The following is a 24,775-nucleotide window of genomic DNA, read 5'->3' as shown; positions in this document are numbered from 1 at the left end:
CTGAACCCCCAGCTGAACAGGCAACATTTTCAGTGATCTTCTAGCCGGACTCGGCCGGCTCCACGGCCAGCTCGGCCCAGATGGTCTTGCCGGTGGCGGTGTGGCGGGTGCCCCACCCGAGGCTGAGCTGTGCCACCAGCAGCAGACCGCGACCGCCCTCGTCGTAGGTACGGGCGCGGCGCAGGTGCGGCGCGGTGCTGCTGGCGTCGGAGACCTCACAGATGAGGCGCCGACCCCGGAGCAGGCGCAACTCGATGGGCGGCGCCGCGTGCCGGATCGCGTTCGTGACCAGTTCGCTCACCACCAGCTCGGTAGCGAAGGACACCTCCGACAGGTTCCAGGCGTCCAGCTGCGCGGTGACGAGCTTGCGCGCCCCGGCCACCATGGAAGGGTCGGCGGGCAGCTCCCAGGCCACGACATGCCGCGGGTCCAGCGCCCGGGTACGGGCGATGAGCAGGGCGATGTCGTCCGCAGGGTCGCGGGGAGAGACTCTGGCGAGCACCTTGTCGCACAGGTCGTCCAGGGATGCCGCGGGACCGGCGAGGACATCGCTCAGCCGTGCCCGCCCCTCGTCGATGTCCTGCTTCCGGGATTCGACCAGGCCGTCCGTGTACAGAGCGATCAGACTTCCCTCCGGCAGGGTGATCTCGGTGGTCTCGAACGGCAGCCCGCCCAGACCCAACGGCGGACCGGTCGGCACGTCCGGGAAGCGCACGGTGCCCGTCGGGCCGACCACGGCCGGGACGGGATGACCGGCGCTGGCCAGGGTGCAGACGCGCGAGACCGGGTCGTAGACCGCGTACAGGCAGGTCGCGCCGAGGCCGGTGGCCATCTCGGCGGACTGGTCGCGCGCCGAGGCACCCTCCGGTCCGGTGTCCGCGGAGAGCCTGATGACCAGGTCGTCGAGATGGGTGAGCAGTTCATCGGGGGAAAGGTCGAGGTCGGAGAGAGTCCGGACGGCCGTGCGGAGCCGTCCCATGATCGCCGATGCCTGGACACCGTGCCCGACCACGTCGCCGACGACCAGGGCGACCCGGGCACCGGACAGCGGGATCAGGTCGAACCAGTCGCCGCCCACTCCCGCCAGGGTGTCCGTCGGCAGGTACCGGAAAGCCGCTTCCACCGCGGGCTGCGCGGGCAGCCGCTGCGGGAGCAGGGCTTCCTGGAGAGCCAGCGCGGTCTCCCGCTCTCGGGTGTAGCGGCGTGCGTTGTCGATGCAGACGGCGGCCCTGGCCGTGATCTCCTCGGCCAGCAGCAGATCGTCCTCGCCGAAGGACTCCGGGGTCCGGTGGCGCAGGAAGACAGCCACACCGAGGGTGTGGCCCCGAGCCTTCAGCGGCACGGCCATGACGGAGTGGATACCGAAGGCACGAACTGCCTCCGCCCGCTCGGGATGTCCCACCGACCAGTCGGCGGAGTCCGGGCCGAACGCGGCCTCGAGCACGGCCCGGCCGGTGGTGAGGCACCGCGCCGACGGGGAGTGCGCACTGTACCCGTCCAGGTCCCCGAGGTGGAGAACCGCCTCGGCGACGCCGGGCAGTACGGACTGCTGGGCCACGCGCCGCAGCAGGAACGGGCCCTCCGCGGTCGGCCCGGACAGCGCGCCTTCCTGCGCCGCCGCCTCCACCCGCTCGACGTCCGGAAGGAGGTCGACGGTGGCGAAGTCGGCGAAGTCGGGGACGGCCACGTCCGCCAGTTCCTGGGCCGTGCGGTCGATGCCCAGCGTCGTCCCGATCCTGGCGCCCGCGTCGCTCAGCAGCTGGAGCCGTTTGCGGGCCCAGTACTGCTCGGTCATGTCATGGGCGGACAGCCCGACGCCGCGCAGAGTGCCGGAGTCGTCCCGGACCGGGTACAGCGAGAGGGACCACGCCTGTTTGCGGATCTCCCCGGCGACCTGGACCCGCACTTCGACGTCCTCGGGCTCCCCGGTCTCCAGGACCCGTTTCATGCGCTGCTCGACCCGGTCGAACTCGGGGTGGGCCACCAGCTCGGCGTGCCGCAGTCCGCGCATCTGCGCCTCGCTCAGATTCAGCGCGCGCTGGGCGTAGTGGTTGGCCTGCCGCAGACGCAGGTCCACGTCGTACGTCTCCAGGGAGCAGCAGGTCGTCTGGTAGAAGTTCCACACGGCCAGCTTCTCCGTGTCCCCGACGGCATCACGCTCGACGCCCACGGCGAGCGGGGACAGCAGCACCCACTCCGGGGCGCTCTCGTCGCACCGACGGTGGGCGACCACCTGGGCCTCCACCTCGTGGCCGTCCCGGTGCCGCAGCCGGACGGTCCCGCTCCAGCCTCCGAGTCTCGGCAGTCGGCGCAGCACCTCCTCGGACATCTCCTCGGCGACCAGGTCGGCCGCGGGTCTGCCGACAACCGACCTGAACGTGTGGCCGAGAAGCCGCCGGGCTCCCTCACTCCAGTCGGTGACCACGCCGTGGTCGTCGACGACGGCGTACGCGGCGCCCGAGCGCAGGACGTCGCGGCTGCTTCGCCGTCCCTGCACCTGTCCCACCTCCGCCATGGACTCCCCCACCCTCGCCTCCCATAGTGCTCCTTTAAATCCCTTAACGTCCTTTCCTGGGCGAATCACACCCAGCACCGAGCGGCGGTACGTATTATGCGAGCACTTCAGGACAGGGATTAGACCAGGACGGCGACGTCGACGACCCCGTCGATGACGCTCGTGGGATAGGTGGTGAGCGGCGCGGTCGCGGGCGGTCCGTTCGGCTTCCCGGTGCGCAGGTCGAACCTGCCGGCGTGCAGGGGACATTCGACGAAGCAGTCCTCCACCCACCCGTCGGAGAGCCACGCCTGCTGACGGCTGCACCGGTCGTCGACGGCGTAGAAGGCGCACTCCGCCCTGAAGACCGCGAGTCTCGGTCCCGGAGGAGCGTCGAGGACCCGGACGTCCCCCTCCGCCATCTCGTCGGCTCGGCCCACGGCTCGCCAGCGGACGGTGCGGGGGGGGCGTCGGCCGACCTCACTTGACCCCCATCGACGCGTGGTACCAGTCGTACCACTGGTTGATGATTGGCTGTTCGCTCGGCACGAGGACGCCGCCGGCCCGGGAGGTCATGTTGCTCTGGCACCACTGCGCGGCCCGGAAGTCCTGCTCGTTGACGCGGTGGAAGAGTTCGACGGCCACGGAGGGGTCGTGGTCGCCTTCCCGCGCGACCTCTGGCGGGAACAGCCAGTCGCAGACCGCCCGCGTCCGGGTGGGAGACAGCGGTTCGAAGCGGTGGACGATGACGTGGTCGGGTGTCAGCGACAGAAAGGCGTTGGGGCGCAGGACCATGCCGAAGTACTTCAGGTCGTCGTCCGAACGCGGCCCGGGCAGCCGTGGAAGGCGTCGCTCACCGGTGATGGAGAAGGCCTCGTGGCCCTCGGTGAGCCGGTAGCCGTCGTGGTTGTAGCCGCCGACCGCGAGGCCGGGCGCCTGGAACGCGGGGACGGCCTCGACGAGTTCGGGATGGATGGTGCCGCAGTGGTGGCACTCCTGGAAGTTCTCCAAGATGAGCTTCCGGTTGGCGTCCACCTCGTAGGTGATGCGGTGGCCCAGGGTCAGCTCCCCGATGCCGTAGCGGTCCAGCACGTCGAGGTTGGGGCCCAGCCGGTATTCCAGTTGGTCGCGCAGTTGACCGTCGTACAGCGGGATGTCGTCGTCCCCGAGATTGACCCAGACCAGTCCGTTCCAGACTTCGAGTCGCGCCTTGTGCAGGCCGTAGGAGGGCCTGCCGATCGCGCTCATTGCCTCCCAGTTCGGCGCGGTGATGAGCGGCCCGTCGAACCGGTAGGCCCAGGCGTGGTAGGGGCAGCGGATGGCGTTGCCGACGTTGCCGGTGTCCGTGGTGCACAGGGTCGCGCCGCGGTGGCGGCACAAGTTTCATCGCGTTCGATGAACTGGACGCCGCGGACATCCGGGCCCGCTACCCCCAGTGGCGGGTCGACGACGACACCATCGGCTTCTTCCAGGAGGACGCGGGGATCATCGACATCCGCAGAGCGGTCTCCGCACACACCTCGCTCGCCCTCGCGTCCGGAGTGGAGTTCCTGCCCCGCACCCGCGTCGAGGGCATCGTCGCCCGGGACGACTCGGTCACGGTGCCCCCCGGGGGGGGACACTTCCACGCGGCCCATCTCATGATCGCCGCGGCCTCCTGGAGCGGGGAACTCCTCCCGGACCTCCTCGACGTCCCGCTCGTCCTCTCCCAGGGGCAGGTCAGCTACCTCGCCACCCCCACCTCGCCGACTTCGCGCCCGGGAGGTTCCCGATCTGGATCCACCACGGTGAGGAGGTCGTGTACGGCTTCCTCGTGTACGGCGAGGCGGCGGTCAAGGTCAGGCGGGACATGCGGGGCCGCCTCATCCGCAGCGGGGACCGCGTGTTCGAGGGCGACGAGGAGGGGGCCGACCTCCTGCGCTCGTTCCTGACCCGGCACCTGCCCTCGGACGTCGGCCCGACCCTGGCGAACAGGACCTGTGTCTACGACATGCCGCCGGACCGGGACTTCATCCTGGACACCCTGCCCGACCACCCCCACATCGCCCTGTTCAACGGTGCCGGGCATGCGGGCAAGTTCGCCGCGCTGATCGGGAAGATCCTGGCCGACCTGCTCACCGAGGGCGTCACGACCCACGACATCAGCGCCTTCAGCCTGCAGCGGCTGGCGCTCACCCACTCGGAGTTCCAGCCGGTCTTCCGGCTCACCTCGTGACCGGAGCCCCGCCCGCCGCCGCACCCGACACCAGGGAGACCCCCGCATGACCAGGAACGACTTCCAGACCGTCGTCGTCGGTGGCGGCTGCACCGGCAGCGCCACGGCCTACTGGCTGGCCGTCCGCGACCAGCGGGACGTCCTGCTCCTCGAACAGCGTCCGATGGGCCATGCGCTGGGGTCGTCCGGCGACCACTCCCGTATCATCCGGCACAGCTACCACGACAACATCTACGGCCGGCTCACCCGGCGGATGTACGACATGAGGGCGCGTCTGGACCGGGAGAGCGGGCAGCGCGTCTTCGTCAGGACCGGCGGACTGGACATCGCGGTCGAGGGCAGCTCGGGCACCGACTCCGTGGAGACCTACCGCCAGGTCATGGAGACCAACGGCATCCCCTTCGAGAAGCTCGACAAGCGGCGGCTCCAGGAGCGGTTCCCGCAGTGGGACATCACCGAGGACGACGTACGGGCCACGTACCAGCCGGACACGGGCCTGATCGACATCCGTCGCACCACCGTCACCCATCTGACCCTGGCCGAGAGCCTGGGTGTCACAGTGCGGGACACCATCACGGTCCGTGCCCTGGAGCCCTTCGACGGGGGCCTGCGGATCGTCACCGACGGTGGGACCCACACCGCGGACAAGGTCGTCGTGGCCGTCGGCTCCTGGGCGGACCAGCTGCTCAAGCCGCTCGGCCAGACCTGGGACACGACGATCACCGAGGAGCAGGTCGTCTACGTGCGGACCCCGCGCCTCAAGGACTTCTCCGTCGGTGCCTTCCCCATCTGGGCCTGGCACGGGGACGACATCTTCTACGGTTTCCCCACTACGGCGAGGTCGCGGTGAAGGTCGCCCGGGAGAACCTGCGTCGTGTCGTCACCCAGGAGACACGCAGCACCGCACGAGGACGAGACGGCTGCCCTGCTCGACATCCCGGGCGCGCGCCTTCCCGGCGCCGTCGGGGCCGCCGACGCGGCCAAGTTCGCCGGTCCACTGGGGGAGATCGTCTCCGAACTCGCCGTCAGCGGCACGTCGTCGTTCCCCATCGAGCCGTTCCGGGCCGACCGTCCGGCGCTCAAGGCCAAGGGCTTCGTCCCGATCTTCTCCCTGAAGGGCTGACTCGCGGCGCCCGCGTACCGTTGCCGGACGGTGCGCGGGCGAACCCGCGCGGACCGCCGTCACAACTCCACGAGATAGCTCGTGAATCCACCCGCGCCACTGGACACGCCCGAGATCGCCTCGTTGATGTCGTCGAGAGGCCAGCTCCTGGGTTCGAGGACGGAAAGGTCGATCACTCCGCTGCCCACCATCCCGGCGAGTTCCATGCCCTCGGCGGCGGTGAACCAGACCGAGCCGACGAGTTCCATCTGCTCGTCCATCCACCACTTCACGTTGATGCCCAACTCGCCCGCCGTTCCACCGATGTTGACGATGCGGCCACCGCGGGCGACCCCGCGCATGGCGTCCCCCAGCGCGTCGAGGGAGGCGACGGCACCCAGCGTGTCGATCATGAAGTCCGCGCCCCGGTCCCCGGTGCGCGACTTCACCCACTCCTCCGTGCCGCCCTCGCGGTTGGAGAAGGTCTCGATCCGCCCGGGGGCAAGTTCCTTCAGCCGCTCCAGCAGCGGCACCCCGCGGGCCACGGCGAGGACGCGGGAGACGCCGAGCGCCAGCGCGACGAGGGTGACCCCGACTCCCAGGGTGCCCGTCGCGCCGTTGACGATCAGCGTCCGGTCGGCCAGCGGACCGAGCTTCTTCACCGCGGCGTACGAGGTCCCGAGGTAGCCGAGCCGGGTCGCGTGCCGGAATTCCAGGCTGTCGGGGAGCTTCACCAGGGCGCTCTGCGGGGCGAGCATGTACTCGCAGAACCCGCCGTAGGGATAGCGGGCGAACATGTCGAGGCTGCCCGGGTTGTAGCCGAAATAGCCGCCGAGCGTCCAATAGGCGCATTTCTGCGGGGCGTTGGAGCCGCAGGGATGACAGGCACCGCAGGAGCGGCCGGGGTTGACGTAGACGCGGTCGCCCGGCTTGACGCTCACCACCTGGTCGCCGACCTCGTGGACGACGCCGACGGGGTCGAGGCCGAAGATCGCCGGGAGCGGGGGCAGCGGCATCCGCGGGTACCAGGTCCGCCAGTTGGCGAGCACGTTGGCGAGGTTCGGCACCATGCCGCAGCCCTTCACCGCCACCACCACGTCGGTGCCGGTGGCGGTGGGCCGCTCCACCTGTTCGATCAGCATCTTCTCGCCGACCGCGTGGAGCCGCGCGGCGCGCATCAGTTCGGTCATCGTCTCGCTCTCGGTGGTTTCGGTACGGGGATCCGCGGGCTGTCCGGTCAGTACTCCGGCGCGATCGTCACGCGCATGCCGTCGAGGGCCGGGCCGAGGACGATCTGACAGGACAGTCGAGAGGTGTCGGTGAGTTCGTCGCAGGCGTCGAGGAGGTCGTCCTCGTCCCGTGACCTCTCGAGGAGTCCGCCGCCTTCGGGGAGTGCGTCGACGTAGACATGGCAGGTGGCGCAGGAGAGGGAGCCGCCGCAGATCGCCTGGAGTTCGTCGAGCCCCGCGTTGCGGATGTTCTGCATGAGCGAGAGGCCCTCGCGTGCCTCGACCGTGTGCTCGGCGCCGTCGCGGGTGGTGACCGTGACCTTCATGGTGTTCCTTCGTGTTGAGGGGACTGGACCGGCGGGGCGATCTCCTTGAGCGGCAGCCGCTCGTCCGCCAGGAGTTCCGGGGCGACCCGGGCGCCCGCCGCGACGAGGCCACGCCCCTGCAAGTAGTCGCGGGGCTGGTTGACGCAGTCCAGCGCGACCACCGCGCCGTCCCTGAGGTAGACGAGCGAGAAGCGCCGGCTGTCGGGGTTCCCGCGCAGCACGGTCCGGTCGTGGCCGAGGCTGAGACCGACGGTCTGCAGGCGCAGGTCGTACTGGTGGGACCAGAACCACGGCAGCAGGCGCAACGGTTCGGGCCGGCCGCTGATCGCCTTCGCCGCGGTCGCCGCCTGCTCGGTGGCGTTCTGCCGGGACTCGATACGGATGCCGGGGCCGTCCCGCATGACCGCGCTGTCGCCAGCGCAGTAGACGGAGGGCAGCGAGGTACGGCACAGGTCGTCGACCAGGACGCCCGCCCCGCCCGGTGCTTCCTCCGCGCCCGCCCGGCGCAACGGTCCGGTCGCGGGCTCGATGCCGATGCCGACGACGACCTGGTCGGCCGGGAGCACCGTGCCGTCCGTGAGGCGTGCCCCTCTCACCGCGCCGCCCCTGCCCAGCAGTTCGGTGACGCCCCGGCCGAGGAGCAACCGGACGCCCTGGGCGCGGTGTTCGGCCTCGTAGAAGCGGGAGACCGGTTCCGCGGCGACCCGGGCGAGGACCCGGTCGAGGGCCTCGACCAGCACGATCTCCTTGCCGAGTCCGCCCAGTACGGCGGCGGCCTCCAGCCCGATGTGGCCACCGCCGATCACCACGATGCGACGGCTGTCCGGCAGCGCCCGGATGAGCCGGTCGCAGTCGGCCTTGTCCCGGATCGTGTGGACGCCGCTCAGATCGTGGCCGGGGCAGCTCAGGGCCCGGGGCGTGCCTCCGGCGCACCAGATCAGGTCGCCGTAGTCGATCGTGGTGCCGTCCGCGCAGCCGACCGTGCGGGTCTCGGCGTCGACGGCGACGGCTTGACGGCCCAGCAGCAGGGTCACGCTCTGCCCGGGCCAGAACTCCGCCGGGCGCAGGAGGAGTTGGTCGAACCGCTTCTTGCCGGCCAGGTACTCCTTGGACAGGGCCGGACGCTCGTAAGGGAGTACGTGTTCGCCGCCGAGGAGGCCGATGCTTCCTTCGGAGCCGGTCTGCCTCAACGTGATCGCGGCCTGCGCGCCCGCGTGTCCGGCGCCGACGATCAGACAGTCGAAGTACCCCGCCGGGACGGGCACCGCAGTCATGCGGGGGCACCGCCGATCAGGACGAAGCACAGGGTCGCGGGGCAGTCGCCCTTGTGCCGCCACGCGTGCCGGGTGCCGCACTGGACGGCTATGTCGCCCCGGTGAAGGTGTGCCGTGGCGCCGTCATCCAGTTCGAGCCAGATCTCACCATCGAGGACGATGTCGTAGTCCACGGTCTCGGTCCGGTGCATGCCGGGCACGTCCGGCTCCAACAGCTCGGCGAGACCGGGGATGCGCTCCCGCTGCTCGGCGTCCGCGGCGGCCGGGTCGAACTCGGGGCGGGCCATCGTCGTGTCGGGCGGAGAGGTGACCACCATGAGGCGGGTCTCGCCCGGCCCCGGGGGTATGTGCAGACCGGGCGGCGCCGCTTCCGCCTCCCCCTGGAGCAGCGGCGGGGGCGCCGCGGTGGCGTAGACGACCGAGGTCATCATGCCGGGGATCGCGGTGTAGTGATGGGCGTTCGGGACGGGGCCGTCCTCGGCGAAGACCGCTCTGCCTTGGCGCATCGCGGTGATCACCCGGCGTGGTGCGCGGGGTCCGGCCATCGGGTCCCCGACTGTCTCACTCATAGGTCAGTCCCTTCTCCCGCAGCCGGTCGCGCATGGCGTTGACGTCGAGGCTCAACGCGCCGGACGCGTACAGGGCCCGCTTCTCCGCCTCCAGCGCGGCGCGGCGCCGGGCCCTGTCGAGCACGTTCCCGGCGCCGTCCCGGGGCACCACGCACACTCCGTCGTCGTCCGCGACGATCACGTCCCCGGGGGTGATCAGCCTGTCGCCGCATACGAGAGGGACCTGTACGTCGGTCAGGGTCTCCTTGACGCATCCCTGGGCGCTGACCGCCTTGCTCCAGACCGGGAAGCCCATCGCGAGCAGCTCGGCGACGTCGCGGACTCCGGCGTCGATGACGAGGCCGCGGATCCCTCTGGCCCGCGCCGAGGTGGCGAGGAGGTCGCCGAAGTAGCCGTCGTCGCAACGGGAGGTCGGACTGACGACGAGGATGTCGCCGGGGCGTGCCTGCTCCAGGGCGACATGGATCATCCAATTGTCGCCGGGCGCCACTTCGCAGGTCAGCGCTGTTCCGGCGATGACCGCACCGGACTGGCGCGGTCGCAGCCGGGGGTGCAGGAGTCCGGTGCGGTCCTGCGCCTCGTGCGCGGTGGCCACGCCCAGCTCGGCGAAACCGGCACAGGTCGTCGCGTCGGCGCGGTCGACCTTCGTCACCACACGAGCCATGGTTCAGTCCTCCGGCAGGAAGCTCGGGTCGAGGACACCGGCTGCGTCGGCAGCCCGGTCGGCGGTCAGCAGCCCGGACCGGACCATGAGGTCGGCCGTCGCCTCCCACGCCTTCGCCGTCACGGCCAGCCCCTTGGGCCACATCCCCATGTCCCGGGTGTACGCCAGTCCGCGCGCGGCCAGGTCGGGCGCGTCGGGTGTGGTGATGCGCCGGTAGATCGGCAGGGTGAGGGCGTCCTCGGTCGGGTCGTTGACGAGGTCGTGGGCCTCGGCCAGCGCCGCGAGCAGCCGCTCGACCGTGTCCCTGTTCGTTGCGGTCCAGTCGTCGCGGCCGATGACGCCCGCGAAGACGATCTCGGGTATCGCGTCGTTCACCTCGCCGATGAGGCGGTAGCCCTCGCGTTCGGCGAGGAAGTTCCACGGCGCGGGCTGCGGGGCGCAGTCGATGTCGCCCTTCCTGAGCGCCTCCCATCGGGATGTGTGTACTCCGGCGAGGGCGAAGTCGTAGTCACCGGGGTAGGCGAGACCCTGCTCGCCGAGCATGATCTGGGTGTAGAGCGCCGTGCCCTCGGTGAGGGAGGAGGTGCCGATGCGCTTGCCGCGGAGTCCGGCGACGTCCTCGATGCCGGGGCGGGCGACGAGCGACATGGGCAGGCGGAGCGAGTTGGCGGCGACGATGCGCAGCGAGCCGCCCGCGGCGTAGTCGGTGACGGCGCCCTCGGGGGGTGTGATCGCCAGCTCGGCGGTGCCGTCACGCACCGCCGACGTGACCTTGTCCACCGAGCCCAGCCTCAGGTACTCGACGTTCAGCCCGTACCTGCCGAACAGGCCCCGCTCCTCGGCGACGAAGACGGGGAGCCAGTTGAAGCCCTGGGCGCCGCCGGCGAGGCGGACGGGGGTCGGGTCGGTCGTCATGATGGATGCTCCAAGTGCGGGGAGTCTCTGGGTGTCGAACGCCCGTGCGGGATGAGCGGTGAGGTGGGGGCCGGCGGTCGTCAGCGCCCCTGCGCGGCGAGCAGGGCGTCCAGACGGGGGTAGACCCGCCGGGCGTTGCCCGCGAGGACGGCGGACCGGGTCCGGTCGTCGAGGCCGAGGGCGTCGACATAGCGCTTGGTGTCGTCGAAGTGGTGGCCGGTCTCGGGGTCCACGGCGCGGACCGCGCCGAGGAGTTCGGAGCCGAAGAGCAGGTTCTTCGGGTCGATCACCCCGAACAGGGTGTCGATACCGGGCTGGTGGTAGACGCAGGTGTCGAAGTACAGGTTGCGCATGAGGTGTTCGGAGAGCGGCGGTCTGCCCAGCGCGATGGCGAGGCCCCGATAGCGGCCCCAGTGGTACGGCACCGCCCCGCCGCCGTGCGGGATGACCAGCCGGAGTCCGGGGTGCCGCTGGAAGAGGTCGCCCTCGACCAGCTGCATGAACACCGCGGTGTCGGCGGCCAGATAATGGGCGCCCGTGGTGTGCAGGGCCGGGGCGCACGATCCCGACACATGGACCATGCCGGGTACGTCCAGCCGGGTCATCGCCGCCCACAGGGGGTCCCACCAGGGGTCGTGGAGCGGCCGAGCCGACCAGCGTCCGCCCGACGGGTCCGGGTTGACGTTGCAGCCGACGAAGCCGGCCGCCACGCAGCGTTCCAGCTCCTCGACGACCGGGCCGAGTTCACCGTCCACGGTCTGCGGCAGCTGGCACACGGCGGCGAAGTTGCGCGGGAACAGCTCGCAGATCCGCCGGACGGTGTCGTTCGACAGCCGGGCCCACTCGGTCGCGATGTCCTGGCCCGGGACGTGGTGTCCCATACCGGACGCGCGCGGTGAGAGAAGGGTGAGGTCGGAGCCCCGTTCCCGCTGCGACCGGAGCTGGTGGTCCGCGATGATCCCGCGCAGCGTGTCGTCGTCGACGCCGTCGTAGGCGGGCCGGTCCGCGGACCTCCCCTCGGCGAAGGCCACCTGGGCCCCGCGGAAGGCGTGGAAGTCGGCCGGTTCGGTGGTGAAGTGGCCGTGGCAGTCGATGACCAGGCCTGCGGTCGCCGCTGTCACCGCCGTCACGCGTTCCACACCGCGGGCAGGTCCGAGACGCCCCGGAAGCGCCAGCCTTTCGCCGTGAGCCCCCGGCTGTCGTCCAGCCGCAGTCCGGGCAGCCGGCGGAAGGCCTCCTCCAGCGCGATCTCCCCCAGCGCCCGGGACAGCGCGTGACCGGAGCAGAAGTGCGGCCAGAAGCCGAAGGACAGGTGCGGGCGCTTCTTGCGGAACATGTCGAACCGGTCCGGGTCCTCGAAGCGGGCGGAGTCACGGTTGGCGGAGGCCATGACGATGGCGACCGAGGCGCCCGCGGGCACGGTCGTCCCGCCCACGACCACGTCCTCCGCGGCGACGCGCGGGGTGACCCCGATCGGCGCGATCCACCGCAGGCCCTCGTCGAAGGCGCGCATCGCGTGCTCCTCGGGGTCGGCCGCGACGACCTCGGCCTGCTCGGGGTCGAGCAGCAGGCCCGCGCAGGCGTTGGCGGCGGCGTGGCCGGGCTCCTGCAGGCCGCCGAGGATGATCACTTTCATGGTGGGCAGGACCTCGGCGAAGCCCCGCGTCTCGCCGTCGGGCATACCGCCGTGCACGACGTGGCTCATCAGGGTGTGGTCGGGCCGGACGGACACCCGCTCGTAGAGGTCCCCGAGCCGGGTGTCGATCTCGGCGAGCGCCCGGTCGAGGCGGTCCCACACGGCCTTGTCGTCGCCCACGTTCTGGAGTCCGGCGCTCATCGCGTGGAACCACTCGACGAGGGTCTCGTTCGGGGTGTCCGTGAGACCGATGACATTGCCGATGCAGCGCACCGAGACCGGTTCGAAGAGGTCCGCGGTCAGGTTGGCCGCGCCCCTGGGCAACAGCTCGGCCAGGCACTGTTCGACGACCGGGCGGGTCAGTCTCCCGACGTAGCCGCGGACCGTGTCCAGGGTCAGGTTCTCGTCGATGCCCAGGCGGAGCAGCCGGTGCTCCTCGCCGGTCATGGTCAGCACGTTGGGCATGCCCATGACCCGCGCTTCCGGCCGGTCGGGGCTGCCGGACGGGCCGAAGACCCGGTCGTCCGCGCCCACCGCGCGACAGTCCTCGAAGCGGGTGACCAGGTACTCCTGAGTGCCGTCGAAGAAGGCGACGGGCTCCTCCTCGCGCAGCCGGGCGTAGACCGGATAGGGGTCCCAATACAGGTTCTCACCATTGAGTTCCACTGCAGACATCACGACTTCCTGAGGTCGTCCCCTGGCGCCGCGCGCACCGTACGACGGCTCGGCCGCGATGCCGCGATGCCGCGATGCCGCGATGCCGCGAAGGGGAGGTCTGATCAAGTTCAGATTCTTATCTGACTTCGAATACCAACGAGTATTTGAATGCTGCGAGCGCGCTGTCAAGACGTTCGACACGAACAGTCCAGAGCCCAACTTCACGCTTGATCCACAGAGCCAAACAGCCCAGAACTTCCTTTGACCGATCCGTTGACAGGGGTCGCACCGAAGAATACGGTCCGGAACTCGAAGACTGATTGGTATTTCAAGAGCCGACTCAGATGCCACACCGGATTCCTGGTGGACGGCATTCCCGATCTTCGTTTCGGTGGCCCGGTCCCCTCTGAGAAACGAGACGACCATGACCGACGTGTCCCTGGCCCCGCCCTCCCTCCCGGACGAGATGGTCCGTGAGCTCACGGCGGTCGTCGGCGCGGACTCCGTCCACATCGAGCGCCGCAGGGTGGACGAGTTCAAGGACGCCTACTGGATCCCGGGCGACGAGACGTACGCCGCGTCGGCGGTCGTCCAGCCCGCCACGACCGACCAGGTGCGGGAGATCGTCCACCTCGCGGGTCGGCACGGCGTCCCGGTGTGGCCGCACAGCCAGGGCCGCAACCTGGGGCACGGCGGCGCCTCGCCCCGGGTGCGCGGCTCGATCCAGATCGGCTTCCAGAAGATGAACCGCGTCCTGGAGATCAACGAGGAGCTGGCGTACGCGGTCGTCGAGCCGGGCGTGACCTGGTTCGACCTGTACGAAGCCGTCCAGGCGAGCGGTCACCGGCTGATGACACCGTGCCCTGACCTCGGCTGGGGTTCGATCATCGGCAATTCCATGGACGCCGGTCACACCTACCAGCAGTACGGCGCCGACTACATGCTCCCCACCGGGTTCGAGGTCGTCCTCCCGGACGGCGACCTACTGCGTACGGGAGCGGGCGCGATGCCGGGCGGCCAGGCCTGGCACGTCTACAAGCGCAGTCTCGGGCCTTCCCTGGACCGGTTGTTCGTGCAGTCCAACCTCGGCATCGTCACCAGGATGGGGGTCTGGCTCAAGCGTCTGCCCGAGGCCTACGCCCCGCTCATGCTCTCCGTCGGCGAGGACGACGACCTCGAAGCCGCCGTCGACACCATCCGGGAACTCCGGCTCGCCGGACACCTGGAAGGCGCTCCGGCGCTCTTCTCCACGCTGCGTGCCTCGCACATGCTGCGGGACCTTCCCGTCGCCGCGCCGCACCTGCTCGACGACGCGGAACTCCGCGAGATCGGCGAGCGCACCGGCGTCGGCGCGTGGGCGGCCCGCGCGGCCGTATGGGGCGACCAGGAGGTCGTCCAGGCCAAGGTGCGCAGGATCCGGCGGGCCTGGGCGCGGATCCCGAGCGGCCGGGTCGAGTCCCCGCGGCTCTACGGGCCGGACGAGTACGGCGAACTCACCTGCTCCGCCGACCAGATCATGATCGGCATCCCCACGCTCAAGGCGATCGAATCCACCCCCGACCACGTCGCGCACATAGACGTCGCCCCCGTACTGCCCCTGCGGGGCAGCGAGGTGAGGACGATGGTCGAGCGGGGCCGCGCGCTCATGCGCGAGGCGGGGGCGAACTTCGGGGCCACTCTCGTCGTCACCGGCGAGCGCTCGTGCGTGGTGATCCTCGGCATCCGCTACGACCGGACCGACCCGGCCGGCGCGCGCGCGGCCTTCGGCCTCGCCAGGCGTCTGGTCGCCGAGGCAGGCGCACTCGGCTACGGCGAGTCACGCCCCCATCTCGAGTGCATGGATCTCGCCGCCGACCAGTACTCCTTCAACGACCACGCCTATCGGCGCTTCGTGGAGAAGATCAAGGACGCCGTCGATCCGACCGGCATCCTCGCGCCGGGCCGGCACGGCATCTGGCCTGCCTCGTACCGCGACGGGGCCCCAGCTTCGCCCTGCCACTGACGCACGCAGAGAAGAGAAGGACGGTTCGACGATGACCGATCCGGTACACGGCGCGGCACTGCCGCACGACACGGCCCTGCTCGTGGACGAACTGGGAGTGGGCTTCCGGGGCGTGCAAGCGCTCCAGGACGTCTCGTTCGCGATCCCGGCGGGCGGCGTCTCGGCGGTGATCGGTCCCAACGGGGCCGGAAAGACAACCCTGTTCAACTGCGTCAGCGGCGTCGTCCGGCACACCGGAAGGGTCGCGCTCGAAGGACACGACCTGAGCCGGCTGCCCGCCGACCGCCGCGCCGCCCTGGGGGTCGCCCGTACCTTCCAGACTCCGCTGCTCGTACCCGACCTCACCGCCCTCGACAACGTCCTGCTCGGTGCGCACTCCAGGACCAGGGCGGGCCTGACGAGCTCGGTCCTGCGACTGCCGTCGGTCGTACGGGCCGAGAAGGCGGTGCGTGCGCGAGCGGCCGGGCTCCTCGAACGGCTCGGTCTCGGCCGGGCCGACGTCCGTCGCGCCGACAGCCTCCCCCACGGCGACCGGCGCAGGGTCGAGGTGGCACGGGCGCTCATGGCCGAACCCCGGCTGCTGCTGCTCGACGAACCGGCGGCCGGCCTCGGCGCCGACGAGGCCTCCGGTCTGCTGAGCGACGTCGAGGCGTTCGCCGCGGAGACCGGCATGACCTGTGTGCTCGTCGAGCACGACGTCGGGCTCGTGATGCGGGTCTCACGCCATGTGGTCGTGCTCGACGCGGGCCGGCTCCTGGTCGCCGGGCCCCCGGCCCGGGTGGCGGCCGACGAACGTGTGGTCGCCGCCTATCTCGGTGACGACTGGTCGGAGGTGACGGTGTGACCGCCCCGCTGCTCGAAACCCGTGGGCTGGTCGCCCGGTACGGCTCCGTACAGGTACTGCACGGCATCGACATCGCCGTCCCGCAAGGAGAGATCGCCGTCCTCCTCGGCCCGAACGGCGCCGGCAAGACGACCCTGCTCCGGGCGATCTCCCGGACGGTGTCGACCCGCGGTGCCATCGAGTTCGACGCCCAGGACATCACCGGCCGCAGCGCCGCCCGCACGGCGCGGGCCGGCGTGGGCCATGTGCCCGAGGGGCGCGGCACCTTCGTCGACCTGACCGTGGAGGAGAACCTCCGCCTGGGCGGACTGGCCAGGCCGCGCGTCCGCCGGGCGTCCGCGGGCCAGGACCTCCAGCTCGTCTACGACACCTTCCCCGTCCTGGCCGAGATGCGCCGCCGCGCCGCCGGCCTGCTCTCCGGCGGGCAGCAGCAGATGCTCGCGATCGGCCGCGCGCTGATGGCCAGGCCCCGGCTGCTGCTCATCGACGAGCCGTCTCTCGGTCTCGCTCCGCTGCTCACCCGTCAGCTGTTCGACGTACTGGTCCGGGTCAGGGACGGCTGGTCCACCTCGCTGCTGATCGCCGAACAGAACGCCCGGCTCTCGCTGGAGATCGCCGACCGGGTGATCGTCCTCACCGGTGGCCGCGTCGCCGCCGCCGGTCCCGTCGCAGGCTTCCGGGACGGCGACGTGATCAGACACGCCTATCTGGGCGACGCGCATCCCGCGCACCCGGAGGCGGTGGGCGGCCGGGATACGGCGACCAGGGCGATCGGAGACAAGAAATGACCGAACTGTTCCAGCAGATGGTCGACGGGCTCAGTTCGGGGCTGGTGTACGGCATCCTCGCGCTCGCGCTCAGCGTCGTCTTCCAGGGCACCGGCATGCTCAACTTCGCCCAGGGCGAGATGGCGACCCTGTCCGCCTACCTCACTCTGGTCCTGCTCACCTCAGGACTGTCCTACTGGGTGGCGCTCCCCATGGTCGTCGTCCTGTCCGCGGCAGGCGGAGCGCTGCTCGAGCGGGTGCTCGTACGACGGGTCGAGGGCGCCGACGAACTCCCGCTGCTGACGCTCGGCGTCGCCCTCCTCCTCGGACTGAACGCCATCATGGCCATCGTCTGGAGCACCGATCCCCGAACCTTCCCGAGCCCCTTCGGCAAGGGACTGGTCGAGTTCGCGGGCCTCAGGATGACGGACCAGCAGATCGGGTCGCTCGTCACCCTGCTCGCGGTCATGGCCGTCACCGCGTTCCTGTTCAACCGGACCGGTGTCGGACTGCGGCTGCGCGCCGTGGCGCAGAATCCCGCTTCCGCCACGGTCCTCGGCCAACACCAGGGGCTGTGGCTGATGATGGGCTGGGCCGTGGCCTCGGCCGTCGGCGCCTTCGCGGCCGTCGTCGCCGCCCCGGTGCTCACCCTCACCCCGGGCATGATGACCTTCCCACTCCTGCTGGCCCTGGCGGCGGGCACCCTCGGCGGTCTGTCAAGCCGGATCGGCGCGGTCGTCGGCGGTGTCCTCGTGGGCGTCTTCAACGGTCTGGCCGGCCGGTACGTGCCCGGCCTCGACGGCGATCTCGCGGTCGTCGCCCCCTTCCTGCTCACCGCGGTCGTCGTGTCGCTGCGGCCGGCCGGACTCTTCGGCAGGACAAGGACGGTACGGGTATGAGCACGCTGCGCCGCTGCGCCGTCCCCGGCGGCTGGACCGCCGCCCTGCTGGTCGGCCTCGTCGTTCCCTTCGTCGTGTCGGACTACGACCTGCTCGACCTCACCCGCGTGCTGACGATCGCGATGGCCGTCGCCGGACTCAACCTGCTGCTCGGTCACTCCGGGCAGATCAGCGTCGGCCACGGCGCCGTCTTCGGCCTCGGCGGGTACTGCGCACTCATCGCCGTCGCCACCCACGGCTGGGCCTGGCTGCCCGCCGTGTTGCTCGCCACCGCGCTGTGCTCGGTGTTCGGCCTCCTGATCGGTGTCCTCGCCCTGAAGATGGGCGGCGCAAACCTCGGTCTGCTCACCATCGCCGTGGCCGCCCTCTTCCCGCTCGTCCTCATCCGTTGGGAATCCCTGACCGGCGGCACGTTCGGCGTGTCGCTCGCGCACTCCGCCGTCGAGCCGCCCGCCGGCCTCGGGCTCACCGCGGCGCAGTTCGGCTTCCTCCTCAGTCTCCTGGTCCTCGGGCTGACCCTGCTCGCCCTGCGCAACCTGGCGACCGGCCACACCGGCCGGGCCCTCGCGGCGGTCCGGACGAGCCCCCTGCTCGCGGCGGCGAACGGTGTGAACGTCAACCGGGTGAAGCTCACCGCCTTCGCCGTCAGCTCGGCCGCCGCCGGAGTCGGCGGTGCCCTCTACGCGTTGACGATGGCCATAGCGGTCCCGGACAGTTACCAGATCGCCTTGTCCATCACCCTTCTCGCGGCCTCCGTGGTCGGCGGCAGCCGGACCTGGGCGGGCGCGCTCGTCGGCGCGGCGATCGTCGTCTATCTACCGACCCTCGCCGAGAACGTCGTCGGCGGGGAGTCCGCGGGCAACTGGGCCCAACTCGTCTACGCCTGCGGGCTCGTCCTCGCGCTGGTCGTCGCGCCGTCCGGCATCGTCGGCGGCGTCACGGCCCTGGCCCGCCGGCCGAGCGCCCGCGTCGGACAGACCTCCCCCGGCCCCCGCTGAACGTTCCTCCCCCGCCCCACACCTTCGCCGAACCACCACCCCTCTGTACGTCTGCGCGAAAGGAAGTTCAATGAGGAACTGCCCAACGAAGCTGATCGCTCTGGTCGCCGTGACCGCGGCGGCGACAGCCTGCTCGGGCCGGTCTGCCGCCCCGGCCGGCACCGGCGACATCGTCATACGCGCCAGCTACCCCCTGAGCGGGGCCCTGTCGTCCGCGGGGGTGTCGGCCGACGGCGCGGCGGCCTACTTCGACGCCGTCAACGCGGCGGGCGGCATCAACGGCCGGAAGATCGACTTCCGGGTGAAGGACGACACCTTCGACCCAGCCCGGCTGGTCTCCAACAACACCGCGTTCGTCAAGCGCGACAAGGCGACCGTCGTCATCAACTTCGGCGGCATCGCGGTCGCGGCCCGGCCCCAGCTCAACGCGGCGGGCGTGGCGCAGATCGTGCAGGGCGGCGAGACCGTGCTCAGCGACGTCGAGAAGTTCCCCGACACCCGCGCGTTCGTGCCGGACATCGCCTGGGAGGGCGAACTCCAGGGCCGCTACATCTCCGACAGGACGCCGAAGGCCGTCGTCGGCTTCATGGGCTTCAACAACGACCTCGCCACCAGCCAGCTCGCCGGGCTCGCCAAGGCCGGCGTCAAACCGGTCAAAACCCTCAGACTCCCGCCCGGCCAGGCGGACATCGCCTCCCAGGTGACGGAGCTCAAGGCGGCCAAGGTCGACACCCTGGTCGTCACCCTGGGCCCGCCGACCCTCGGCGCCCTGCTCTCCTACCTGGGCCAGATCGACTACCGGCCGCGGATCTTCATCGGCAGCCCCTACGCCGACTTCGCCAGCACCGTGAAGCCCGCCGGCGCCGCCAACGTCAAGGACGCCCTGTCGTACCAGTGGTTGAAGGATCCGCAGAACCCCGCCGTGCACGGTGACAAGGGACTCGTGAAGTACCGCGCGGACATGGCGAAGTACTCCCCAAGGCCGACGCGAACCAGTCGTTCGCGCTGACCGGCTACGGACTCGCCGCCGCGATCGTCTCCGCTCTGAAGAAGACGAAGGACGTCAGCAGCAGGAGTTTCCTCTCGGCCTGGGACTCCCTGTCCCAGGCCGAGGACCCGCTGCTGATCGGCGGGGCGGCACTGACCGGTGAATCCGACGGCCGACTCGTGCACGAGTATCAGCTGCACGAATTCAACGGCACGAGCTGGGTACCGCAGGGGAACATCGTCAACGTCTCGAAGAACGGTGTCTCCGGCTGAACCGTTCGTCTCGCGCGACCGGGGCGCGACGCAACACTCGATCCACCCCGGGGCCCGGGCGACCGTGATCACGGCTGGATACACCGGATACACTTGCACACGGCTGATCACGCGCCGGCGCGACCGCTCACAGAGGTCCGTTGTCCGATTCCTCCACCGATACGGCACCGAAGCGTCGAACAACGCGATTGATTTGAGTGGGGAGAGCACCATGGCGAGGCTGACGCGGGAGCAGAGTCAGGCGCGAACCCGGGAGAAGCTGCTGCGCTCGGCACGGGACGTCGTCGCCCGGGATGGCTATGAGGGCGCCTCCGTCGAACGCATCGCGGAGGAGGCCGGCTTCTCGAAAGGCGCCTTCTACTCGAACTTCTCCTCCAAGGACGACGTCCTCCTGCAACTCCTCGAAGGGAATGCGGGACACGACGTCGAGGAACTCACGGAGCTGCTGCGGGAGGTGACCGACCCCGATGCCGTCATCGAATGCGTCGCCCAGTGGTCCGACACCCGTGCCGCCGAACAGAAATGGGGAATCATCGCCATCGAATTCCTGCGCCGCGCACAGCGCGACGGAAACCTGGGGATTCGGCAACGCCAACTGTTCGTGAGTCAGTGGGAGGAAATCGGAAGGCTCCTGCTCAAGAAACTCTCCTTGGGTGACGGTATCCACCTCAGCGCGCTCGACATGGGCGGCATCGTCCTCGAACTCACCTACGGCGGCATCTCCGGCTTCCTGCGCGCCAACACCGCGGGGCAGATGGTCCGTCACGTACTGACAGCGTTCCGGAACTCCGCCCGTCCGGCACTGTCCGACTGACCTGTCTGGGCCGGCCGCGACTCCGGCGGCCCGGGAGATGGCCATGGTCGGCGGACTCATGGTGGCCAAGGACGCCGTGGCGGCCCGTCACGCCGACGGGTCCGGCGCCGGAACCCCGGCACCGGCGGTGACCTCGGGCGAGTACATGGGGGCTTGCTCGTGGGACGGTGCGATCGCGCCGTACTACCGCCTGATGCTCAGCACCACCCACTACCATCAGGTCCGCGACGCGACGGGGGTGTTCACCTCGGCCGCGTCCTGCCACTCCATTCAGCGGGCCGTCGACAACATCATGCGCTACAACGACGTCACCGACGCCGTCGCGGACTACGTCACCACGAGAGCCTCAACCAGCTGCTCCTCGCCCTCGCGGTCCGTGGCCCGGCCCTCGCCGAGGTCACCGACACGTCCTCGAATGCCCCTGCGGCCTCCCCGGTCATGAGGAGGCCGCCGAACTGTCCATGGGTGCCTGCCTCTGGTACCCGCTCACCCCCCGTTACCAGATGAGACGGCAACTCACCGTGTTCTCCCGAGCGGGTGGTGACATAGCGGCCGCGTACGCCCCGGGCCGAGGCCGACGGCCGTTCCCGGGGCACCGCGTGCGGATCCGCGGCGGGAGCCGGAATCCCCCAGTCCGGCCGGCGAACGGGCACAGCGCATCGCCAGACGGGCTCTGCCCGACGCCACCACGCTCAGCCCGTGCACAGCCGCCGCTCTGTCCGCCCTCACCGGCTGCGACCGCGCCGACAACGACAGCGCCCTCCTGGGGCTCGACGTTGGCTGGCAGCGGGTGTTCGACACCGCCCTCGTCGGCACCACGGCTGCAGGCACGGTCCATGTCACCAGGTTGCAGAACTCATCGGCCGCTTCTGGCGGCAGGCAGTTGTGGGGCACGACGCCGGGCCAAGTACGGACGCTCACCTGGTCATGGACGTCGACGAGGCGGTCAGGGCCAGCTTCCGCCTCGATCCCACCGAGGGACTGCGCCTGCGACGTGCGTTCCTGGGCGTGGCGAGCGGTGCGGCGGAACTCGCCAGCCTCAATCCGTTCGCCCGCCTCACGGACAGTCTCGACGCGATCTGCGAGTGACGCGTGTCCGGCACCCCCCTGGGAGGCCGGAGTACCTTGGCTTCCTTCGAGCGAGAACGCCCCGATCATGATGAGGCGGACCGGAAGCCAGGCACTGTGCTCCACACGCCCCGGCGCGGCGGACCGCCTCCTCGGTTCCCGGCAGCGGGAACGTGAGCCGCATGAAGTCAGCCAGTGGCCATCGGCGGCTTCCCGCCTCCGATCCGGAACTCGAAACCGCGTCGCGCGGGCGGGTAGGAGTGGTCGGCGTACTCGACGGGGCGGTCGGTCTGATCGACCATGGTGCGCGTCAGGGTCAGCAGCACGCTGCCCTCGGACACACCGAGCAACGCGCACTCCTCAGCCGTGGCGACACGGGCCCCGATCGTATGCCGTGAGGTGCACACGAGGATTCCGGCCGCCTGCATCAGGCCGTACAGACCTACCGCCGCCAACCGTCCGCCGGAGTGGTCGAGCGCCTCGGGAGGCAGCACGTCGTGGGGCAGATGGTTACGCAGCCGGCCGATGCACACGCCGTCGTCGGTGTACTGCAACCGCTCGAGAACCGTGATCTCGCTGCCCGCCGGAAGCCCCAGGGCCGCCGCCGCCTCGGGCGATGCGGGTGCGGTTTCGCAGGACAGGATCTCGGCGGCGGGAGCGCGTCCGGCCTCCCGCAGATCCTCGTGCACGGTCGCGAGATCGACGGTGTGCGGCGGCCTGCCGTGCGCCACATGGGTGCCGATGCCCCGGCGGCGTACAAGGAACCCCTGCTCCGTCAGCGACCGGATGGCGTGCCGGACCGTGATCCGCGACAGGCCGGTCTCCTGAGCCATCGTCGGCTCGCTGCTGAGTACCGTGCCGGGCGTCAACCGGCCGCATTCGATGGCGTGTCGGAGCTGTTCGGCCAACTGTCGGTGCAGTGGAGTCCGGCTCGTGCGGTCCAGGACGAGGCCGACGAGGACCGAGCCGGGCGCAGGGACATCAGGGGGTGCATCCCGCATGGCGTCGTCCTGACCTGTCGAGTGCGCACGTACGACCGAGCGGGGGCGCCCCCTCAGACGCCCCCGCGGCCGCCGTCGCGTGGTACGCGATCAGCCTTCGGAGCCCGTATCCAGCTCCAGCCCCATCTCCAGTTGCATCTTGGCCAGTTCGGCTTCGAGGTCGGCCATCGCCTCGCCGCCGGCCATGAGGTCGGTGATCTGCTCCCGGGTTCGCTCGCCCTGGCGGAAGTCGTCCGCCTTCTCGCCCCGGATGAGGACGGCGAAGTGGTCACCGACCATCATGGCGTGGCGGACGTTGTGGGTGACGAGGATGACCGCCACTCCCTTGGCGCGGGCCTGCATGATGATCCGCAGGACGTGCGCGGCCTCCTTGACGCCGAGGGCGGCGGTGGGCTCGTCCAGGATGAGGACGTTGGCACCGAAGTACACGGCTCGGGCGATCGCCAGGGCCTGACGCTCACCGCCGGACAGGCTGCCCACGAGGCGGTTGCCGTCGGTGACGCGGGTGATGCCCAGCGACTGCATCTCACGCACGGCGATGTCGCCGGCCAGCTTCTTGTCAAAGAGCTTGAACGGGCCGAATCCCTTGGTGGGTTCGGCGCCCACGAAGAAGCAGCGGCCGACGCCCATGAGCGGGAAGGTGCCGCCGAACTGGTGCACCGTGGCGATGCCCTGGTCGCTCGCGTCGCGCGGGCTGTCGAAGACGACCGAGGCGCCGTTGACCTCGATGGTCCCGGTGGTGGGCTTGTGGAATCCGGAGAGGATCTTGATCAGGGTGGACTTGCCGGCGCCGTTGTCCCCGAGCAGGCACAGCACCTTGCCGGCGTCCACCTCCAAGGAGATGTCCTGCAGCGCGTTGGTGCCGAGGAACGACTTGCTGATGCCCGTCAGGCGCAGCAGGGGTGCGGTCATGGTCAGGCCTTCTTCGCGGGTCGGGAGGCGGACAGGGCGAGCCGGCGGAAGGTGTTGTTCATGAGCACGGCCGTGAGGATGAGGACGCCCAGGATCAGGCTGGCCCAGTCGGAGTTCCAACCGGTGTAGTAGATGCCCTGGTTGACGATGGCGAAGGTCAGGGTGCCCAGGAGCACACCTAGGACGGAGCCGTACCCGCCGGTGAGGAGGACTCCGCCGACGACGACGGCGATGATGGAGTTGAAGACGAAGGACTGGCCGTTGGCGACCTGTGCGCCGTTGTAGAGGATCGTCTGGATCACACCGACCAGGGCGGCGCCGAAGCCACTGGCCATGTACAGGGCGATCTTCACCTTGGCGACCGGGATGCCCTGGGCACGGGCACTCTCCTTGTCACCGCCGATGGCGAAGATCCAGTTGCCGTACTTCATCCCCTGGAGCACCACCGTGACCAAGGCGGCGATGCCGAGCCACCAGAAGATCGCGACCTCGAACTGCCCGCCGATCAGCTGACCGAACAGGGACTTCGACAGCGGGTCCGGGTTGATGGCGACGCTGGTGGTGCCGGTGGTGACGCGGGAGAGGCCCAGTGTGAGGCCCGCGAGGCCGGAGAGGGTGGCGAGGGTGACCACCAGGGACGGGACGTTGGTCCGGGTCACGATGATCCCGTTGAGCAGACCGGTCAGCAGACCGAGGCCCAGCGCGCACAGGATGCCGACGATCATCGGCGCGCCCCAGTGCCCGGAGACGATCGCCAGGGTCATCGAGCTGGCGGCCAGCACCGAGCCCACCGACACGTCGAGTTCACCGGCGATCATCAGCAGCCCGACGGGGATGGCGATGATGCCGAGCTCGGCGGCGATGTTCAGCCAGCTCGCGGCGCCGGCCGGGGCGAGGAACTTCTCGCCGCCGAAGATCGCGAAGAAGACGAACACGCTGATCGTGCCGATGAGCGCGCCGACCTCGGGACGGTGCCGCAGTCGCCCCAGCCTGCTTTCGGACTGCTTCGGGGTGACGACGGCGTGCTTTTTCGCGGCCGTCGTTTCGGGGAATTGGGTTGTCATCGGTCTTCTGTCACCTTCGTGGATCTGGTTCCGGTACACGGCGGGCGTGCGCGGGAGAGGGCGGT

The 24,775-nt window shown here is 70.2% G+C and carries 26 protein-coding genes and 1 pseudogene; 13 read left to right on the top strand and 14 right to left on the bottom strand.

Annotation, left to right across the window (positions count from 1 at the left end; translation table 11 throughout):
* Nucleotides 1-40 precede the first annotated feature (40 nt).
* From ACQEWB_RS48965 to ACQEWB_RS48955, 3 genes are all read right to left on the bottom strand, one after another.
* Nucleotides 41-2,515, bottom strand: coding sequence for a SpoIIE family protein phosphatase (locus tag ACQEWB_RS48965; RefSeq protein ID WP_432843310.1), 2,475 nt, complete (start codon nt 2,513-2,515; stop codon nt 41-43).
* Nucleotides 2,516-2,634: 119 nt separating this feature from the next.
* A complete protein-coding gene (locus tag ACQEWB_RS48960; protein WP_432843308.1) occupies nt 2,635-2,934 on the bottom strand; it encodes a non-heme iron oxygenase ferredoxin subunit in 300 nt (99 codons plus the stop codon).
* 40 nt (nt 2,935-2,974) lie between these two features.
* Nucleotides 2,975-3,874 (bottom strand): SRPBCC family protein, encoded by a 900-nt coding sequence (locus ACQEWB_RS48955; protein ID WP_432843306.1) that lies wholly within the window; start codon nt 3,872-3,874, stop codon nt 2,975-2,977.
* Nucleotides 3,875-3,879: 5 nt separating this feature from the next.
* Here ACQEWB_RS48955 and ACQEWB_RS48950 point away from each other — a divergent pair.
* The 4 genes and pseudogenes from ACQEWB_RS48950 to ACQEWB_RS48935 all read left to right on the top strand — a co-directional run.
* Nucleotides 3,880-4,188 (top strand): annotated as a pseudogene (locus ACQEWB_RS48950) (FAD-dependent oxidoreductase); the annotation flags it as partial.
* A gap of 104 nt (nt 4,189-4,292) precedes the next feature.
* On the top strand, nt 4,293-4,709 hold the full coding sequence (locus ACQEWB_RS48945; protein WP_432843304.1) for an FAD-dependent oxidoreductase: 417 nt from the start codon (nt 4,293-4,295) through the stop codon (nt 4,707-4,709).
* Between the two features lie 46 nt (nt 4,710-4,755).
* On the top strand, nt 4,756-5,559 hold the full coding sequence (locus tag ACQEWB_RS48940) for an FAD-dependent oxidoreductase (protein ID WP_432843302.1): 804 nt from the start codon (nt 4,756-4,758) through the stop codon (nt 5,557-5,559).
* Between the two features lie 24 nt (nt 5,560-5,583).
* Nucleotides 5,584-5,832, top strand: a complete 249-nt coding sequence (locus ACQEWB_RS48935; RefSeq protein WP_432843300.1) for a hypothetical protein — start codon at nt 5,584-5,586, stop codon at nt 5,830-5,832.
* 59 nt (nt 5,833-5,891) lie between these two features.
* Here the strand turns inward: ACQEWB_RS48935 and ACQEWB_RS48930 are convergent, their stop codons facing one another.
* The 8 genes from ACQEWB_RS48930 to ACQEWB_RS48895 form a co-directional block, all read right to left on the bottom strand.
* Nucleotides 5,892-7,001, bottom strand: a complete 1,110-nt coding sequence (locus ACQEWB_RS48930) for an alcohol dehydrogenase catalytic domain-containing protein (RefSeq protein ID WP_432843298.1) — start codon at nt 6,999-7,001, stop codon at nt 5,892-5,894.
* Nucleotides 7,002-7,048: 47 nt separating this feature from the next.
* Complete coding sequence (locus tag ACQEWB_RS48925; RefSeq protein WP_432843296.1) at nt 7,049-7,366, bottom strand: 2Fe-2S iron-sulfur cluster-binding protein; 318 nt, start codon at nt 7,364-7,366, stop codon at nt 7,049-7,051.
* Entirely contained in the window at nt 7,363-8,640 is a 1,278-nt protein-coding gene (locus ACQEWB_RS48920; RefSeq protein WP_432843294.1) for an NAD(P)/FAD-dependent oxidoreductase, read from the bottom strand. The genes ACQEWB_RS48925 and ACQEWB_RS48920 overlap by 4 nt, the downstream gene beginning before the upstream one ends.
* Nucleotides 8,637-9,209 (bottom strand): cupin domain-containing protein, encoded by a 573-nt coding sequence (locus ACQEWB_RS48915; RefSeq protein WP_432843292.1) that lies wholly within the window; start codon nt 9,207-9,209, stop codon nt 8,637-8,639. Before ACQEWB_RS48915 ends, ACQEWB_RS48920 begins: the two co-directional genes overlap by 4 nt.
* Entirely contained in the window at nt 9,202-9,873 is a 672-nt protein-coding gene (locus ACQEWB_RS48910) for a 4-carboxy-4-hydroxy-2-oxoadipate aldolase/oxaloacetate decarboxylase (RefSeq protein ID WP_432843290.1), read from the bottom strand. Before ACQEWB_RS48910 ends, ACQEWB_RS48915 begins: the two co-directional genes overlap by 8 nt.
* A 3-nt stretch (nt 9,874-9,876) precedes the next feature.
* The gene (locus ACQEWB_RS48905) at nt 9,877-10,788 is read right to left on the bottom strand and encodes an ABC transporter substrate-binding protein (protein WP_432843288.1); all 912 of its coding nucleotides are present in this window, start codon (nt 10,786-10,788) and stop codon (nt 9,877-9,879) included.
* A gap of 80 nt (nt 10,789-10,868) precedes the next feature.
* The gene (locus ACQEWB_RS48900; RefSeq protein WP_432844402.1) at nt 10,869-11,888 is read right to left on the bottom strand and encodes an amidohydrolase family protein; all 1,020 of its coding nucleotides are present in this window, start codon (nt 11,886-11,888) and stop codon (nt 10,869-10,871) included.
* 26 nt (nt 11,889-11,914) lie between these two features.
* Nucleotides 11,915-13,099, bottom strand: a complete 1,185-nt coding sequence (locus ACQEWB_RS48895) for a cytochrome P450 (RefSeq protein ID WP_432843286.1) — start codon at nt 13,097-13,099, stop codon at nt 11,915-11,917.
* A gap of 406 nt (nt 13,100-13,505) precedes the next feature.
* Here ACQEWB_RS48895 and ACQEWB_RS48890 point away from each other — a divergent pair, with 406 nt between their 5' ends.
* The 9 genes from ACQEWB_RS48890 (at nt 13,506) to ACQEWB_RS48850 (ending at nt 21,754) form a co-directional block, all read left to right on the top strand.
* A complete protein-coding gene (locus ACQEWB_RS48890) occupies nt 13,506-15,083 on the top strand; it encodes an FAD-binding oxidoreductase (protein WP_432843284.1) in 1,578 nt (525 codons plus the stop codon).
* Nucleotides 15,084-15,114: 31 nt separating this feature from the next.
* Nucleotides 15,115-15,927 (top strand): ABC transporter ATP-binding protein, encoded by an 813-nt coding sequence (locus tag ACQEWB_RS48885; protein WP_432843282.1) that lies wholly within the window; start codon nt 15,115-15,117, stop codon nt 15,925-15,927.
* Nucleotides 15,924-16,715 carry an ABC transporter ATP-binding protein gene (locus ACQEWB_RS48880; RefSeq protein ID WP_432843280.1) on the top strand — a complete coding sequence of 264 codons (792 nt, stop codon included), beginning with the start codon at nt 15,924-15,926 and terminating at the stop codon, nt 16,713-16,715. Before ACQEWB_RS48885 ends, ACQEWB_RS48880 begins: the two co-directional genes overlap by 4 nt.
* Entirely contained in the window at nt 16,712-17,593 is an 882-nt protein-coding gene (locus ACQEWB_RS48875) for a branched-chain amino acid ABC transporter permease (RefSeq protein WP_432843278.1), read from the top strand. Before ACQEWB_RS48880 ends, ACQEWB_RS48875 begins: the two co-directional genes overlap by 4 nt.
* The gene (locus ACQEWB_RS48870) at nt 17,590-18,591 is read left to right on the top strand and encodes a branched-chain amino acid ABC transporter permease (RefSeq protein WP_432843276.1); all 1,002 of its coding nucleotides are present in this window, start codon (nt 17,590-17,592) and stop codon (nt 18,589-18,591) included. Before ACQEWB_RS48875 ends, ACQEWB_RS48870 begins: the two co-directional genes overlap by 4 nt.
* A 70-nt stretch (nt 18,592-18,661) precedes the next feature.
* Nucleotides 18,662-19,600 (top strand): ABC transporter substrate-binding protein, encoded by a 939-nt coding sequence (locus ACQEWB_RS48865; RefSeq protein ID WP_432843274.1) that lies wholly within the window; start codon nt 18,662-18,664, stop codon nt 19,598-19,600.
* Nucleotides 19,601-20,062: 462 nt separating this feature from the next.
* Entirely contained in the window at nt 20,063-20,665 is a 603-nt protein-coding gene (locus tag ACQEWB_RS48860) for a TetR/AcrR family transcriptional regulator (protein WP_432843272.1), read from the top strand.
* Between the two features lie 43 nt (nt 20,666-20,708).
* Nucleotides 20,709-21,107 carry a hypothetical protein gene (locus tag ACQEWB_RS48855; RefSeq protein ID WP_432843270.1) on the top strand — a complete coding sequence of 133 codons (399 nt, stop codon included), beginning with the start codon at nt 20,709-20,711 and terminating at the stop codon, nt 21,105-21,107.
* Nucleotides 21,108-21,592: 485 nt separating this feature from the next.
* Nucleotides 21,593-21,754 carry a hypothetical protein gene (locus ACQEWB_RS48850; RefSeq protein ID WP_432843268.1) on the top strand — a complete coding sequence of 54 codons (162 nt, stop codon included), beginning with the start codon at nt 21,593-21,595 and terminating at the stop codon, nt 21,752-21,754.
* 167 nt (nt 21,755-21,921) lie between these two features.
* Here ACQEWB_RS48850 and ACQEWB_RS48845 read toward each other — a convergent pair whose 3' ends face one another.
* The 3 genes from ACQEWB_RS48845 to ACQEWB_RS48835 form a co-directional block, all read right to left on the bottom strand.
* Complete coding sequence (locus tag ACQEWB_RS48845) at nt 21,922-22,734, bottom strand: GntR family transcriptional regulator (RefSeq protein ID WP_432843266.1); 813 nt, start codon at nt 22,732-22,734, stop codon at nt 21,922-21,924.
* A 90-nt stretch (nt 22,735-22,824) separates the two neighbouring features.
* The gene (locus tag ACQEWB_RS48840) at nt 22,825-23,646 is read right to left on the bottom strand and encodes an ATP-binding cassette domain-containing protein (RefSeq protein WP_432843264.1); all 822 of its coding nucleotides are present in this window, start codon (nt 23,644-23,646) and stop codon (nt 22,825-22,827) included.
* 2 nt (nt 23,647-23,648) lie between these two features.
* Nucleotides 23,649-24,710, bottom strand: a complete 1,062-nt coding sequence (locus tag ACQEWB_RS48835; RefSeq protein ID WP_432843262.1) for an ABC transporter permease — start codon at nt 24,708-24,710, stop codon at nt 23,649-23,651.
* Nucleotides 24,711-24,775: the final 65 nt, after the last annotated feature.

Source organism: Streptomyces sp. CA-249302, from assembly GCF_050936785.1.
GTDB lineage: Bacteria > Actinomycetota > Actinomycetes > Streptomycetales > Streptomycetaceae > Streptomyces.
This window is presented reverse-complemented; position numbering and strand designations above follow the sequence as displayed.